This is a genomic window from Tenacibaculum sp. SSH1-16, from assembly GCF_040104435.1.
Classification (GTDB): Bacteria; Bacteroidota; Bacteroidia; order Flavobacteriales; family Flavobacteriaceae; genus Polaribacter; species Polaribacter mesophilus.
The window spans coordinates 1-15,839 of record NZ_JBECOV010000011.1; the positions used below are offsets into that span (position 1 = coordinate 1).

Annotated in this window: 13 protein-coding genes; 9 read left to right on the plus strand and 4 right to left on the minus strand. The window is 31.3% G+C overall.

Annotated elements, in window-relative coordinates; all coding sequences use genetic code 11:
* Nucleotides 1–217: 217 nt before the first annotated feature.
* Nucleotides 218–1,501, minus strand: coding sequence for an ATP-binding protein (locus tag ABMY20_RS12425; RefSeq protein ID WP_349265421.1), 1,284 nt, complete (start codon nucleotides 1,499–1,501; stop codon nucleotides 218–220).
* 196 nt (nucleotides 1,502–1,697) lie between these two features.
* On the opposite strand from ABMY20_RS12425, the gene thrS reads away from it, so the two are divergent.
* From thrS to ABMY20_RS12455, 6 genes are all read left to right on the plus strand, one after another.
* On the plus strand, nucleotides 1,698–3,644 hold the full coding sequence (gene thrS, locus ABMY20_RS12430; RefSeq protein ID WP_349265422.1) for a threonine--tRNA ligase: 1,947 nt from the start codon (nucleotides 1,698–1,700) through the stop codon (nucleotides 3,642–3,644).
* A 73-nt stretch (nucleotides 3,645–3,717) separates the two neighbouring features.
* Nucleotides 3,718–4,236: a translation initiation factor IF-3 gene (gene infC, locus ABMY20_RS12435; RefSeq protein ID WP_262706669.1), complete on the plus strand. Its 519-nt coding sequence runs from the start codon at nucleotides 3,718–3,720 to the stop codon at nucleotides 4,234–4,236.
* A gap of 44 nt (nucleotides 4,237–4,280) precedes the next feature.
* The gene (gene rpmI, locus ABMY20_RS12440; protein WP_047790515.1) at nucleotides 4,281–4,478 is read left to right on the plus strand and encodes a 50S ribosomal protein L35; all 198 of its coding nucleotides are present in this window, start codon (nucleotides 4,281–4,283) and stop codon (nucleotides 4,476–4,478) included.
* Nucleotides 4,479–4,571: 93 nt separating this feature from the next.
* Nucleotides 4,572–4,916 carry a 50S ribosomal protein L20 gene (gene rplT, locus ABMY20_RS12445; RefSeq protein ID WP_028891166.1) on the plus strand — a complete coding sequence of 115 codons (345 nt, stop codon included), beginning with the start codon at nucleotides 4,572–4,574 and terminating at the stop codon, nucleotides 4,914–4,916.
* Between the two features lie 95 nt (nucleotides 4,917–5,011).
* The gene (locus ABMY20_RS12450; RefSeq protein WP_047790516.1) at nucleotides 5,012–5,596 is read left to right on the plus strand and encodes a hypothetical protein; all 585 of its coding nucleotides are present in this window, start codon (nucleotides 5,012–5,014) and stop codon (nucleotides 5,594–5,596) included.
* 153 nt (nucleotides 5,597–5,749) lie between these two features.
* The gene (locus tag ABMY20_RS12455) at nucleotides 5,750–6,790 is read left to right on the plus strand and encodes a hypothetical protein (protein ID WP_349265423.1); all 1,041 of its coding nucleotides are present in this window, start codon (nucleotides 5,750–5,752) and stop codon (nucleotides 6,788–6,790) included.
* Between the two features lie 129 nt (nucleotides 6,791–6,919).
* Here ABMY20_RS12455 and ABMY20_RS12460 read toward each other — a convergent pair whose 3' ends face one another.
* A complete protein-coding gene (locus tag ABMY20_RS12460; RefSeq protein ID WP_349265424.1) occupies nucleotides 6,920–8,596 on the minus strand; it encodes a formate--tetrahydrofolate ligase in 1,677 nt (558 codons plus the stop codon).
* A 208-nt stretch (nucleotides 8,597–8,804) separates the two neighbouring features.
* Here ABMY20_RS12460 and secDF point away from each other — a divergent pair, with 208 nt between their 5' ends.
* The 3 genes from secDF (at nucleotide 8,805) to obgE (ending at nucleotide 14,053) form a co-directional block, all read left to right on the plus strand.
* Nucleotides 8,805–11,783 carry a protein translocase subunit SecDF gene (gene secDF, locus ABMY20_RS12465; protein WP_349265425.1) on the plus strand — a complete coding sequence of 993 codons (2,979 nt, stop codon included), beginning with the start codon at nucleotides 8,805–8,807 and terminating at the stop codon, nucleotides 11,781–11,783.
* 87 nt (nucleotides 11,784–11,870) lie between these two features.
* Complete coding sequence (locus ABMY20_RS12470) at nucleotides 11,871–12,989, plus strand: adenylate kinase (RefSeq protein WP_349265426.1); 1,119 nt, start codon at nucleotides 11,871–11,873, stop codon at nucleotides 12,987–12,989.
* A gap of 74 nt (nucleotides 12,990–13,063) precedes the next feature.
* Nucleotides 13,064–14,053, plus strand: coding sequence for a GTPase ObgE (gene obgE / locus ABMY20_RS12475; RefSeq protein ID WP_073184416.1), 990 nt, complete (start codon nucleotides 13,064–13,066; stop codon nucleotides 14,051–14,053).
* Nucleotides 14,054–14,105: 52 nt separating this feature from the next.
* On the opposite strand, the gene ABMY20_RS12480 is transcribed toward obgE, so the two are convergent.
* On the minus strand, nucleotides 14,106–14,735 hold the full coding sequence (locus ABMY20_RS12480; RefSeq protein WP_173360961.1) for a hypothetical protein: 630 nt from the start codon (nucleotides 14,733–14,735) through the stop codon (nucleotides 14,106–14,108).
* Between the two features lie 67 nt (nucleotides 14,736–14,802).
* A complete protein-coding gene (locus ABMY20_RS12485; protein ID WP_173360962.1) occupies nucleotides 14,803–15,822 on the minus strand; it encodes a DUF4595 domain-containing protein in 1,020 nt (339 codons plus the stop codon).
* Between the last annotated feature and the right edge of the window lie 17 nt (nucleotides 15,823–15,839).

The following is a 15,839-nucleotide window of genomic DNA, read 5'->3' on the forward strand; positions in this document are numbered from 1 at the left end:
TCCTAATAAACAAGAATTTGTTAAACTATTTTTTAACCTTTTCTTTAAATATCTTAAACCCCTATCTTAATGAACTCTCACTAACTTTAAAGCTTACCGCTTCTCCGTTGGCGGGTGCAAATATAGATACCTTTCCCCACTTAACAAGCACTTTTTTTACCTTTTTTTTAAAATATTTTTTAATACGTTATTATATAATTAGTTACACTCACGTCCTTTATTTTTTCATGACCGAAAAGTAAAATATAGTTCCTTGCCCCTCTTCGTTATTCAACCATATACGTCCTCCTCTTCTCTTCAATATCTTCTTAACCAAAGCCAACCCCAGCCCTATAGATTGAAAAGAAGATGTTTCTTCTAGCTTTTGAAAAAGATTAAAAATTTTTTTATGATTTTTTTGTTCTATCCCCGGACCATTGTCTTTTACATAAAAAACATATTCTTTATCTTCTTCTTTGCTTCCTATTTCTATACATATATATTCTTTATCGTTGTGCTTAATCGCGTTCTCTATTAAGTTTTCAAACACTTGGATTATCTCAGTTTCATTATACTCTATTATTGGTAGCTTATTCTTTATTTCTATGATACAATTAGGAACAGAATTTAATTCTATTATTTGCTCTACAATATTATTTACTTTTATTTCTTTCTTCACCTCCTTTTCATTCCCTTTTAAGGAATAATTAAGGATACCATTAATTAATAAATCTATCTGCTCTACTTGATCTTTCATCATTCGAAGCATATTGATGTGTTCATTTTTTCCTGAATCATTTACATTACTCTCCAACATCCATTCTGACAAAGCATGTAAATTCCCTAAAGGGGTTTTTAAGTCATGTGATACTACATAGGCGAACTCTTCTAAATCTTCGTTCTTTTCTGACAATTCTTTTGCTCTAATTTCTAAGTCTTTTGTTCTCTCTTTTACTCTATTTTCTAATGACAAATTTATTTCTTGTAATTGTTTTCGATATCTTACATGACCATTTAAAATAATTGTTGAAAAAATAAAAATAGTAGAAGTAGATATTAATATCGCAGATTCTAATACAATATTTATATTTGATGTGAAACCCCAATAAGTTAAATGCAATAACTGGAAAACACTAAAAACCATTATAAAACCTCTATTGTTTAAAATTAGTATAGCTCCAAACATCACAATAAAAGTTCCTAACAAATAGTCTATTGAAAAATCATTTACTTTAGTCGTATATATAAGATAATGTTGAAATAAAAATAACACTAAAAAAACCACATAGCCATAGTATTTTTTAGCCCACTCCTTTTTCACAAGAGGTATTATTCCTGCTATAAAAAAAACAACAGCGAAGGTTTCTCTTAAACCAGGGAGTTCTATTGCTTTTTTATTAAAATAAAAAATTAAAACAGAATAAACATACAACCCAGGAGCCATTAAGAGTAAGACTGCACTACTATTTTTAATTTCAAATGGTTCAAGCTTACCTTTATTTTTAAAAAAATCAAAAAACATATCTAAAAAACAAACGCTAAAAAAACTAAAAGTAATTATTTCATTTTAAAAAACATTAGCTCTCTAAAATTATTGTGCTTATAAAATTAATCTTATAATCTTTAATTATTATATATTGCTTACAAAATGCTTTTACAATATCTTTGCGATTCAAAATTTCCACTTGTAAGGAAATTATACATAACACATATATATAATGATTAAAATTACATTACCTGACGGGAGCGTCAAAGAATTTGAAAAGAACAGCACTCCAATGGATGTTGCTAAAAGTATTAGTGAAGGTTTAGCTAGAAATGTTATTTCTGCAAGTTTTGAAGGAGACACCATTGAAACCACCACCCCACTTACCACAGACGGCTCGTTAGTTTTATATACCTTTAATGACGCAGCAGGAAAGAAAGCTTTTTGGCATTCCTCTGCTCACGTATTAGCACAAGCTATTCAAGATTTTTATCCAAATGCAAAATTAACTATTGGACCTGCTATTGAGAATGGTTTTTATTATGATGTTGATTTTGGAGAAGATACTATTTCTGAAAAAGACTTTGATAAAATAGAAAAGAAATTTTTAGAGCGTGCTCGGGAAAAAGCTGAGTTTAAAATGCGCTCTATTTCTAAAGCTGATGCTTTAGCCTACTATAAAGCACAAAACAACCAATATAAGGTAGAACTTATTGAAGGTTTAGAAGATGGTGATATTACTTTTTGTGATCACAGTGATTTTACTGACTTATGCCGTGGAGGACATATTCCGAACACAGGAATTATTAAAGCAGTAAAAATTATGAATGTTGCTGGTGCTTATTGGCGCGGTGACGAAAAGAACAACCAGTTAACTCGTGTCTATGGAATTTCTTTTCCTAAACAAAAAGAGTTAAAACAATATTTAGAACTACTTGAAGAAGCTAAAAAGCGTGACCATAGAAAACTTGGTAAAGAGCTAGAACTTTTTACTTTTTCTCAAAAAGTAGGACAAGGTTTACCGTTATGGTTACCTAAAGGCGCTGCTTTACGTGGTCGTTTAGAAGATTTCTTAAAAGCTGCTCAAAAGAAAGCAGGGTACGAAATGGTTATGACTCCTCACATTGGTCAGAAAGAACTATATGTTACCTCTGGGCACTATGCTAAATATGGTGAAGATAGTTTTCAACCTATTACTACTCCAAAAGAAGACGAGGAGTTTTTGCTAAAACCTATGAACTGTCCACATCACTGTGAGGTCTACAATCACAAACCTTATTCATATAAAGATTTACCTAAACGTTTTGCTGAATTTGGTACTGTATATAGATATGAACAGAGTGGTGAGTTACATGGTTTAACTCGTGTTCGTGGTTTTACTCAAGATGATGCACACATATTCTGTACACCTGAACAATTAGATGAAGAGTTTAAAAATGTAATTGATTTAGTACTATACGTGTTCGGGTCTTTAGGTTTTGAAGATTTTACTGCTCAGGTATCTATTAGAGATATGGCTAACCTTGATAAATATATTGGTTCAGTTGAAAACTGGGAAAAAGCTGAGCAAGCAATTATCAATGCAGCAAAAGACAAAGGGTTAGATTATGTTGTTGAAGAAGGTGAAGCTGCTTTTTATGGTCCCAAGTTAGACTTTATGGTAAAAGATGCTTTAGGTAGAAGTTGGCAATTAGGTACTATTCAAGTCGATTACAACCTACCTGAACGTTTTGATTTACATTACAAAGGTGCTGACAATCAATTACACCGCCCAGTAATGATTCACCGTGCACCATTTGGTTCTATGGAGCGTTTTATTGCTGTTTTATTGGAGCACACAGGTGGTAATTTCCCTCTTTGGCTAACCCCAGAGCAAGTTATTGTACTGCCAATCAGCGAGAAATATCAAAAATATACCGAAAAAGTTTTAACTTTGTTAGAAAATTCCGAAATTCGCGCCCTCGTTGATAACCGTAACGAGAAGACAGGAAGAAAGATACGTGATGCCGAAGTTAGTAAAATACCTTTTATGGTTATTGTTGGTGAACAAGAAGAAAAAGATGGCACAGTATCTGTAAGAAAACATGGTGAAGGTGATTTAGGAACATTTACTATAGAGGAGTTTATTTCTCTAATACAGAAAGAAGTTAGTAAGACATTAGTTCCTTTTGGTAATTAAAAAATAGATAGTAATTTAAAATTTATAAGTCATAGCAATTAGAAGAAAAGGCGGTAGAAGACCCGCGAGAGTAATTAAAGAAGATCAACATAGAATTAATGAAAAAATTAGACATGTTGATGAAGTTCGTCTTGTAGGCGATAACGTGGAAGTAGGTGTATATCCATTAGCTAAAGCTAAAGAGATTGCACGAGAGTTAGAATTAGATTTAGTTGAAATTTCACCTAAAGCTGTTCCTCCTGTTTGTAAAGTTATTGATTACAAAAAGTTCTTATATGAGCAAAAGAAACGTGAAAAAGCTTTAAAAGCTAAAGCTACTAAAGTTACCGTTAAGGAAATTCGTTTCGGACCTCAAACTGACGAACATGATTACGAATTCAAAAAGAAGCATGCGATTAAGTTCTTACAAGATGGAGCTAAATTAAAAGCTTTTGTATTCTTCAAAGGGCGTTCGATTGTATTTAAAGAACAAGGACAAATTTTACTATTAAAATTAGCTCAAGAATTAGAAGAATACGGTAAGGTAGAACAAATGCCGAAACTAGAAGGAAAACGTATGATTATGTTTATTGCCCCTAAAAAGAGCAAATAATACATAGAACAATAATATAAGCAAGATAAAACTAAAAAACAAAGATGCCTAAAATTAAAACAAAATCTAGTGCTAAGAAACGTTTCAAGTTAACTGGTACTGGAAAAATCAAGAGAAAGCACGCGTTTAAAAGCCACATTTTAACAAAGAAGTCTAAAAAACGTAAGCTTGCATTAACACATGCTACATTAGTACATAAGTCTGATGAAGCAAACATTAAGCAACAATTAGTTTTAAAATAATTGTTAGCTCAGGGAATTTAATTATTAACCATGGAGTTGGGCTCATTAAAGAACTTTTAAGTAAGTCGCCTACTACAAAAACACATTTGAATTATGCCAAGATCAGTAAATTCAGTAGCTTCAAGAAATAGAAGAAAAAAAATCTTGAAGCAAGCAAAAGGTTACTTTGGACGTCGTAAAAACGTTTATACAGTAGCAAAGAATGCGGTTGAAAAAGGAATGCTTTATGCATACCGTGACCGTAAAAACAATAAGAGAAACTTCCGTTCTTTATGGATTCAACGTATCAACGCTGGAGCTCGTCAGTTCGGAATGTCTTACTCACAGTTTATGGGTAAAGTTAAAGCTAATAATATCGAATTAAACCGTAAGGTTTTAGCTGATTTAGCTATGAACAATCCAGAAGCTTTTAAGGCCATTGTAGAAAAAGTAAAATAAGTTTCATAACCTTGCTTATACTAAAAACCCAAACCTTAACGTTTGGGTTTTTTTAAACCATATGTATTCATCAATTGAACAAAAATATCAGTATCATGAAATTTTTAAAAATAGTATTCATCTTTATTTTATCTCAAAGTATTATAGCTCAAACCAGTTCTCCTGACCAACCTAATACGGTTGAAAACCAGTTTAAAGAACTTTATAAGAAATCAAACAACTACCAAATTTATAAGGTCGTAAAAAAAAATGAATACTTAAGACTACAGAATAGTATTTTAGACAGTATAAAGGTTATTAAAACAGATGCTGCTGCTAAACAGGTAAAAATAGATGAACAACAAAAAAGTATTGTTGAATTACAAACTAAGATAGATACACTAAACAAAGATTTAGTTACTTCTATTGATAAGGAAGATGCTATTTCTTTTGTTGGAATTCCTTTAAACAAATCCACCTACAACTCTATAGTATGGGGTATTATTTTTGTTTTACTTGCTGCCTTAGCTTTCTTCATATACAGGTTTAATAACAGTAATGTAGTTACTAAAGAAACAAAAAGTTTATTAACTGAAACTGAAGAGGAATTTGAACAATACAAAAAAAAGACCATTGAAAAAGAACAAAAATTACGTAGACAATTACAAGACGAAATTAACAAACAACGTGGTGTGAATTAACATAAAAATATTTTTATTATAAAATAAAACAATCCTTTGGTTAATTATCCAGTAACCAAAGGATTTCTTTTTTATATTTATTTTCCTTCATTCTTAATATATTTTTTGTTTTATGGAACATCATTTAGAATTAACATCTCAATAGTTTACTTCATGAAAAAGAATTTTACGCTACTGTTTATATTTACTTTTCTAAAGATATTTGGTCAAACTCATTACGAGATCATAGGTTTTTCAGAAAGATATAAAGGACTCTTGGTTATTGAAAAAGGTTATGAAAATGAAATTTTCAAAAAAGGAAGTATTACTGTTTACGAATCTAAAACAAATACAAAAATTATAGAAATACACTCTGATGAATTAACTTTTGAGTTAGAGACCTCTGGAGTTGTTAAAACAAGTATGTTAAACATTCCATATGGAAAACAAAGTATTTTAATTTATAAAGACTTTAATTTCGATGGTGTTAAAGACTTAGCTATCATGGATGGACAGTTTAGCTGCTATCATGGACCGTCTTTTAAAATTTATCTAGAAATTAACAACAAACTAACATTTAGCCCTGAGTTTACTCGATTAGCACAAGAATATTGTGGTATGTTTCAAACGGATGACAAAACAAAAACCATTCATACCATTACTAAAAGTGGTTGTTGCTGGCATCAATATTCAACTTTTAAAGTAGTAAACAATATACCTACTCCTATTTTAATTGTAGAAGAAAATGCTGCTTTTACTCCTTTTTATTCGACTACTATAACAGAATGGAACGGAAATAAAAAAAATACCAAAACCACTAAAACACTAGATTTAAAATATGATGGGCTTTCTAAAATATTATCATTTAATCTTATTAAAAACAAGAAACGGGCTGTTCTATTTAGTATGAATGGATTAGCTCTTAATTACGCTTTGATTAAACCTGATAGAACTGTAGAATTCTCATTCCCTATTGAATTGATGGGGGGAGATTACAATTTCAGACTCAATAAAACAAAAGACACCTTAGTTTTTAAAAACAAGGGTGTTACTTATCAAATTTACCAAACAATCAAAGAAAGTAAGATTAACAGCATTGGTATACTTGTTAATATAAAAGGTAAAAAATATAATTTAAAAGGGGATTTAAACTCTATAGAGGGGAGTTTAAAAGCTCTAAAAAACATAAAATTAAATAATCTTATTGTCGAATAATCTTTTAATAAATTAAGTCCCGAGTGATAAACAAACTCGGGACTTATTTATTAATAACTATTATTACCTTTTAAAACTTGGCTCTCTTTTAACATGAAAACACATTTAAGTTATAAACGTAAAAAACACCTATGACAAACCAGAAATTAGCCCTTTGTTATCTATTGTCATACTTTCTGATGCTGGAGTTGCGGGTAACCCAGGCATACGCATCATTTTTCCTAAAATTGGAATTATAAATTGTGCTCCTGCTGCTATTTCTATTTCTCTAACATTTACTGTAAACCCCTCTGGTCTTCCAATTAACTTATCATTATCTGAAAATGACTTTTGAGTTTTTGCCATACAAACAGCAAAGTCATTAAAACCTAAACGATCAATTCTTCGCAAGTTTAACTCAGCTTTTTTATCATAGGTTACAGCATCTGCTCCATAAATTTCTTTGGCAATCTTTTCTATTTTTTCTTTTACAGGACTTTTCCAATCGTACAACGGTTTGTATTGGGTAGCTTTGTTTTCAACTACATCAACAACAGCCTCAGCTAATTTTTTAGTTCCTTCACCTCCTTTTGCCCATCCTTCTGAAACAACTGCTTGTACACCTAAACTAGCACAAGCATCAATCACATAATTAACTTCTTCCTCAGTGTCTGAAATAAAAGAATTGATAGCTACTACAGGTTCAATATTAAATTTTCTAATATTCTCTATATGCTTTTCTAGGTTTTTAAATCCGTTTTGTACACGCTCTAATCTTGGGCTATTGTATTCTTCTTTTGATGATCCTCCATGGTGGCGCAATGCTCTAATAGTAGCAACTAGAACCACACATTTAGGATTTAACCCTGCATATTGTGATTTTATATTTAGAAACTTTTCTGCTCCTAAATCAGCTCCAAAACCAGCTTCTGTTACTACATAATTTGATAACGACAACCCCATTTTAGTTGCAATAATTGTATTAGTACCTTGTGCTATATTTGCAAAAGGTCCACCATGAATAATTGCCGGATTTTCTTCTAAGGTTTGTACTAAATTTGGTTTTACTGCATCTTTTAATAAAATAGCCATTGCATCTTGTGCTTTTAAATCACGTGCAAAAACTGGCTTTTTATCAAAAGTGAACCCAATAAAAATACTCCCTATGCGTTCTTTTAAATCATCAAAAGAAGTTGCCATACAAAGAATAGCCATTACTTCTGATGCTGGTGTAATGTTGAATCCATCTTCGCGTGGTATTCCATTTGCCGTTCCTCCTAAACCAATTGTAATTTGACGTAACGAACGATCGTTCATATCAATCACGCGTTTCCATAAAATCGTACGAGGATCGATATTTAAATTATCAGTGCTGCTCTGTAAATTGTTATCTATTAAAGCTGACAGTAAATTATTTGCTTTCTCTATAGCGTTGAAATCTCCAGTAAAATGTAAGTTTATATCCTCCATTGGTACAACTTGCGAATGTCCACCTCCAGCTGCCCCTCCTTTAATTCCAAAAACAGGTCCTAATGATGGTTCTCTCAATACTACAGTTGCCTGTTTTTCTATTTTATTTAATCCTTCTGTTAAACCTATAGAAACAGTTGTTTTTCCTTCACCTGCTGGCGTAGGTGTTAGTGCTGTTACCAACACTAAGTTATTTTCTTTTACTTTCTCTTCGTTTATTAAACTTAAAGGTAATTTAGCTTTGTATTTCCCATACATTTCTAAATCATCTTCTTTAATTTTTAATTTACTTGCTATATGTTTAATATGTTGTAATTCTTTTGCTTGAGCAATTTCGATATCTGTTAAATGCGCCATGGCGAATTATTTAAAATTTTTAAGTTATTTATTTTGCTAAAAAATAGGTAAATATACGTAATATAATCCCCCTAAAAACTGACATTTGTTAGCAAATATTCCCTATTTATTATCTAATCACATAAATATGATAAAAGAATTGGCTTTTCTTTTAACGAAACGCTATATTTGCACGTTTTTAAAATAAAGTCGATTTAAATTATTTACAATGCAAAACAAAGGATTAATTAAATTATTTGCTATACTTTTTGGTCTAGTGAGTATTTATCAGTTATCGTTTACATTCTTTGCCAATAAGGTAGAAGATAGTGCGAAACAATATGCTAAAGCTAATGTTAGTGATAACAACGGTAGAGCTCTAGCAAGATATGAACGAAAATACTTAGATAGCGTAGCTAACAAAGAGATAGTAAATTTAGGATTTGCAAAGTACTCTTACAATGATATCAGAAACAAGGAGATGAACCTTGGTCTTGATTTAAAAGGGGGTATTAACGCAATTTTACAGGTATCAGTAAAAGATATCTTAATCGGATTGTCTGACGATTCTCAAAACACAACTTTTAAGCAAGCATTAACGAATGCTGATGAAGCTCAAAAAGATAGCCAAGAGAATTACTTAGATTTATTCTACAACGAGTTCGAAAAATTAAGTAATGGTAGTATTAAATTAAGTGACCCTAGCATTTTTGGAACAAAGGCTTTACGTGATAAAATAGACTTCAACAAAACAAACGAGCAGGTTAAATCGACTTTACAAGAAGAAATAAACACTTCTATCAACACTGCTTTTGAAGTATTACGTAGCCGTATTGATAAATTTGGAGTTGTACAACCGAACATTCAACGTATTGGAAACTCTGGTAGAATTCAAGTAGAATTACCAGGTGCTAAAGATATTGATCGTGTAGAAAAACTACTACAAAGTACTGCTGAATTACAGTTTTGGGAAGTACACACGAATGCAGATGTTCAAAACTTTTTCTTTACAGCAAACGCTAAAGTTGCTGAAATGTTAAAAGATGATTCTGAAACTGAACAAGTGAAAGATACTGCTAAGGCAGACAATGATATTGATGATTTATTGGGTGAATCTGCTGATTCTACAAAAGTTGAAACTCAAAAGAACTTATTTACTTATTTATACCCTAATGTAGCTCAGAGTCCACAACAAGTAAGCTCGTTAGTTGCACAAGCTAGAGTTCAAGATACTGCGAAAGTAAATAGTTTCTTACAGAACAAGGAGGTTAGAGCTTTATTACCTAACAACTTAAAATATACAAAGTTTTTATGGGATTACAAAACTCAAGCTGGAACTGATGGAACAGAGATTATTGGTTTGTATGCAATAAAATCTAACAGAAAAGATAAAGCTCCTATTGGTGGTGATGTAATTGCAGATGCTAAACAAGAATACGATCAATTGAGTAAACCTGTAGTATCCATGTTAATGAATGGTTCCGGTACTAAGCAATGGGCAAAAATGACTAGCGAAAATATTGGTAAGTTCGTTGCTGTGGTATTAGACAACTACGTATATACTGCTCCTGTTGTAAATACAGCTATTACTGGTGGTAGTACTCAAATTTCAGGAGGAACCATGACAGTAACTGAGGCACAAGATATTGCAACAGTTTTAAAAGCTGGTAAACTACCTGCTCCTGCTCGTATTATTCAAGCTGAAGTAGTTGGACCATCATTAGGTAAAGAATCTATTGATGCAAGTATGTGGTCATTCGGGTTAGCTATTATTTTAGTGTTGGTTTGGATGTTCTTATACTACGGTAGAGCTGGTATTTATGCTAACATTGCTTTAGTAGTTAACATCTTATTTATTTTTGGAATTTTAGCTTCATTCAATTCAGTATTAACCTTACCTGGTATTGCTGGTATTATCTTAACCATAGGTATGTCAGTAGATGCAAACGTAATTATTTTTGAAAGAATTAAAGAAGCCTTAAACGGTGGAAAAAACTTAGGTGAATCAGTAGATGAAGGATTTAGTATTAAAGGAGCATTATCTGCAATTATTGATGCTAACATTACTACTTTATTAACTGGTATTATTTTATACACTTTCGGTACAGGACCAATTAAAGGTTTTGCTTTAACACTGATGATAGGTATTGCTACTTCTTTATTTACAGCTGTATTCATTACTCGTTTATTTATTGACGGTGCTGTTGAAAAAGGAACTAAGTTACCTTTTAATACTGGTTTCTCTAAAAACTGGTTTAAAAATATTAATATTGAATTCTTACAAAAGCGTAAGATAGCTTATATAATTTCAGGATTCTTTATCGTAGTAGGCTTAGCTTCTATTTTTACTGTAGGTTTAAAGCAAGGGGTAGACTTTAAAGGAGGACGTTCTTATGTGGTACGTTTTGACGAAGCCATGAAAGGTAATGAGGTATCAGAGCAGCTGAAAGAAGTATTTGGTACAGCTCCAGAAGTAAAAACTTTTGGTTCTGATCACCAATTAAAAATTACTACTGCCTTCAAAATTGATGAAGAAGGTACTAATGTAGATGAACAAGTTCAAAACGCTTTATATCAAGGATTAAAACCATACTTAGGAGACACTTCTTACGAAAACTTTAAACCTGGTTTTGAAAAAGCAGGAAACGGAATTATGAGCTACATTAAGGTAGAACCTACTATTGCAGATGATATTAAGCAATCAGCTTTATGGGCAGTTTTAGGATCGTTAATCGTAGTTTTCTTATACATCTTATTACGTTTTAGAAAAATGGCATACTCTATTGGTGCGGTAGTAGCTGTTTTTCATGATGTGTTAGTAGTATTAGGTGTATTCTCTTTACTATACAAATTCATGCCATTTGATATGGAAATTGGTCAATCATTCATCGCAGCAATTTTAACAGTAGTAGGATACTCATTAAATGATACTGTGGTAATTTTTGATAGAATTAGAGAGTTTACAGAAGGCAAAAACTCTGTTACTGCTAGTTTAGTAAACAAAGCATTAAACAGTACATTAGGAAGGACTATCAACACCTCTTTAACAACATTACTTGTAATGTTAGCTATCTTCTTCTTTGGAGGGGACAGTATTAAAGGATTTATGTTCGCATTAATCGTAGGTGTGGTAGTAGGTACTTATTCTTCTTTATTTGTTGCAACGCCAATTATGTTTGACGTTTCTAAAAAAGAAGAAAACAAGTAACTTAAATAAAAACATACATAAAACCGTTTTGAATAAACTTCAAAACGGTTTTTTCATTTAATATCAAGCAACTATCTTTGCAGTCTGATGAAAATTACAAAACTCCACGATTTATATTTTAAAGAATTCATTTCAGCAGATGAAATTTCTAATATTGTTAGTTCTTTAGCTGAGCAAGTAAGAAAAGATTTACCTTCTGATGAAGTTCCTATTTTCATAGGAATTTTAAACGGGTGCTTTGTTTTTACTGCCGATTTTTTACGTGAATATAAAGGAAACTGTGAAATTAGTTTTGTTAAATTGTCTTCTTACCAAGGCACTTCTTCAACAGAAAATGTAAAGAGCTTAATTGGTCTTAATGAAGATTTATCTGGTCGTACCGTTATTATTTTAGAAGATATTATTGATACTGGCACAACCCTTCAAGAGATTTATGAAATCTTTAAAACAAAAAAATTAAAAGAACTAAAAATAGTAACACTTTTTTACAAGCCTGATGTCTATCGTAAAGAGCTACATATAAATTATATTGGAAAAAGTATTGATGATAAATTTATTGTAGGTTACGGATTAGATTACAAAGGTTATGGTAGAAACTTGCCTGCTATTTATCAATTAACAACACCACCAAAAATGAAAAACATCGTATTATTCGGTCCTCCAGGTGCAGGAAAAGGTACTCAAGCAGAAGTTTTAAAAGAAAAATACAATTTAGTACACATTTCAACAGGAGATGTATTCCGATTTAATATTAAAAATAAAACTGAATTAGGATTATTAGCAAAAACATATATTGATGCTGGAGATTTAGTTCCTGATGAAGTTACCATTAATATGTTGAAAGAAGAGGTTAACAAAAATGCAGATTCTGCAGGATTTATTTTTGATGGATTTCCTCGTACAGAATCTCAAGCAAAAGCTTTAGATACTTTTTTAGCTGAAAAAGGCGAACGTATTAACGGAATGGTTGCTTTAGAAGTACCAGAAGACTTATTAGTTGAACGTATCTTAGAAAGAGGAAAAACTAGTGGTCGTTCTGATGATATGGATGAAAGTAAAATCCGTAATCGTTTTAATGAATACAACACTAAAACAGCTGTTTTAAAAGACTATTACCAAACACAAAACAACTACTACGGAGTAAACGGAGTTGGCTCTATTGAAGAAATTACACAACGTTTATCAGACGTATTTGATACACTATAACAAACACTTGTTTAATTGTTAAAATAATAACGATTAAATCGCTTTTTAACAATTCAACAAATAAACAACGAACAATGACTGAAGGAAATTTTGTCGACTATATTAAAATCTACGCATCATCAGGTAAAGGTGGTCGTGGATCTGCACACTTGCATCGCGAAAAATACATTGCGAAAGGTGGACCTGATGGTGGTGACGGTGGTCGAGGTGGTCACATTATATTACGTGGCGATAAAAATATGTGGACACTTTTCCATTTAAAATTTAAACGTCATTTTAGAGCTGAACACGGTGGTGATGGTAGTAGCAGTAGAAGTACTGGACATGATGGTGCTGATGTTATCATTCCTGTTCCATTAGGAACTATTATCCGTGATGCTGATACTGACGAAATTTTACATGAAGTTATTGAAGACGAACAAGAAATCATCTTATTAGAAGGTGGTAAAGGTGGTCGTGGTAACTGGCATTTTAAGTCATCAACCAATCAAACTCCTCGTTATGCACAGCCAGGTATTGACGGACAAGAAGGGTGGTATCGTATTGAATTAAAAATTTTAGCTGATGTTGGTTTAGTTGGTTTCCCTAATGCAGGAAAATCAACTTTATTATCTGTTATTACCGCCGCCAAACCTAAAATTGCTGATTATGCATTTACAACCCTAAAACCTAATTTAGGTATTGTGGAATATCGTAATCATCAAAGTTTTGTAATGGCAGATATTCCTGGGATTATTGAAGGAGCTGCTGAAGGAAAAGGTTTAGGGCATCACTTTTTACGTCATATAGAACGTAACTCTACCCTACTCTTTTTAATTCCTGCTGATAGCGAGGATATAAAAAAGGAGTATGAAATTTTATTGAATGAACTTCGCAAACACAATCCTGAATTATTGGATAAAGACCGTTTATTAGCTATATCAAAATCAGATATGCTAGACGACGAATTGAAAGAAGAAATTAAACAAGAATTACCAGAAGGCATTGAAGCGTTATTTATTTCATCTGTAGCTCAACAAGGCTTAATGGAGCTCAAGGATAAATTGTGGCAAATGTTGAATTAAGGAATTGAGTTAATAAGAAAGTAACAAAAGCGCCCTATGGGGCGCTTTTGTTTTAATCCATATTCCATACCTTTTCAAAAATTTCTTTAAAAGCTACTTTAGGATCTTCTTTAAAGCTTTTTTCAATATACAAATTCATTAGCTCTACTCTATCTACAGCACTTGGATGTGTAAATATTTCTGGCCCTAATAAAGATTGAACTACTTCTAAATTCTGTTTTAATTCTTCTCCTAAAGTTTTCTCTTGGGTTAGCATTAAATGTATCGCAATTAAGTCTGCTAAATACTCTGCTTTTTTATAATCATTTGTTTCAATCCCAGAAGGTATTTGTGAACCCAATTTAAACTTTTTTGCTTGATTAAGTGTTACGATGTGACCTATCTCGTGAGATAGTACATAAACTTTTATATAATCTTTATCATAATCTACTAATCCTTGACTTACTTCAATATAATTATCTGCTGCTCCAGCATTAATAGAGTTGTCGTTCTTATCTATCCTAAATTCATTAGGTATTTTTATATCAATATATGAACTAAACAGAGGTTTTATTTTTTCTTGATATAATTTATTTAGCTGTTCTTCTTTAGTTAATTCTAGAACTATGTCTTCATTTTTTATAGCACTTGTTTTACAAGTTACTAATAAAATAGCTATTAATAATATGGTTACTTTATTCATTATAAATTTGCATAAAAAAACACCCTTAAAATAAATTCTAAGAGTGCTTAACTAGGGGAATAATCAATTAATCAAAATAAGTGTACGTAATGTCAAAGTTATATGTTCCAAATAACACATAAGATGCTGTTACTGGATAATCATCAGTATTATATTCAATTGTTACGTCAGTATCGTAAGAAAAAGTTCCTTTTATTGGATTATTAACATTTACTCCATTCAAACTTGCACTAATATTAATTTTAGCGAACGCTTCTGGATAGATTCCTTTAAAAGGATTGTTCTTTTTATCATAGGTACTTTTGTATTCTTCTGTACCAATAGTTAAACTAGCTACATTTCCTTCTTTATTATACGTGTACGATGTATTAGTTATACTACCATCTTCTTTTGTTTCTCTAACATTTTTCACTAATCTTTGATTATCATCATAAGTATATGTATACGAATAGAGAGCTTTACCTTCTTTTTTCTCTACAGCACTAGCAATTAAACCTAAATCATTATATGTATAAGTTACAACATTATCATCATCTGATCTTTTCTCTATAATTTGATTTTTATCATTAAAAATTAAATCAAAAGTTGTTTTATTTCCTCCTTCTGTATAATCATACGATTTAACAAAGTTTGAAACCTCATCATATCTATACTCTATTAAAATGTCACCAAAAGTAGAAGATGCTTCTTTGTATGACTTTATTTTTGAACCACTACCTACTTCTCCACGAATATTAATAGTAACATTGTATACTTTCTCATCACCATTTTCTGCAGTAACAGTAAAAGGCATTGCTTCACCATCAACAAAATTTACCGCTTCTCCTGAGGCTGGTGAAATAGTAGCTTTATCTGATATGGTAATATTAGGAACTAAACCTGTAATATCTGTTTTAAAAGGAACACTTATTGTAATGTTATTTCCTAAATCGTATATAACATCATCTTCACTTAAGCCTTCAAAGTTTATTTTAAAACTTGTAATACTGTTTAAAGATGATTGTACTACTTTATCGTTATCATCACTAGAGCAGCTTACTATTACAAGTGCAATAATTAAAGACAAAAAAGGGAAAACTTTTTTCATAATGTAAATATTTAAAT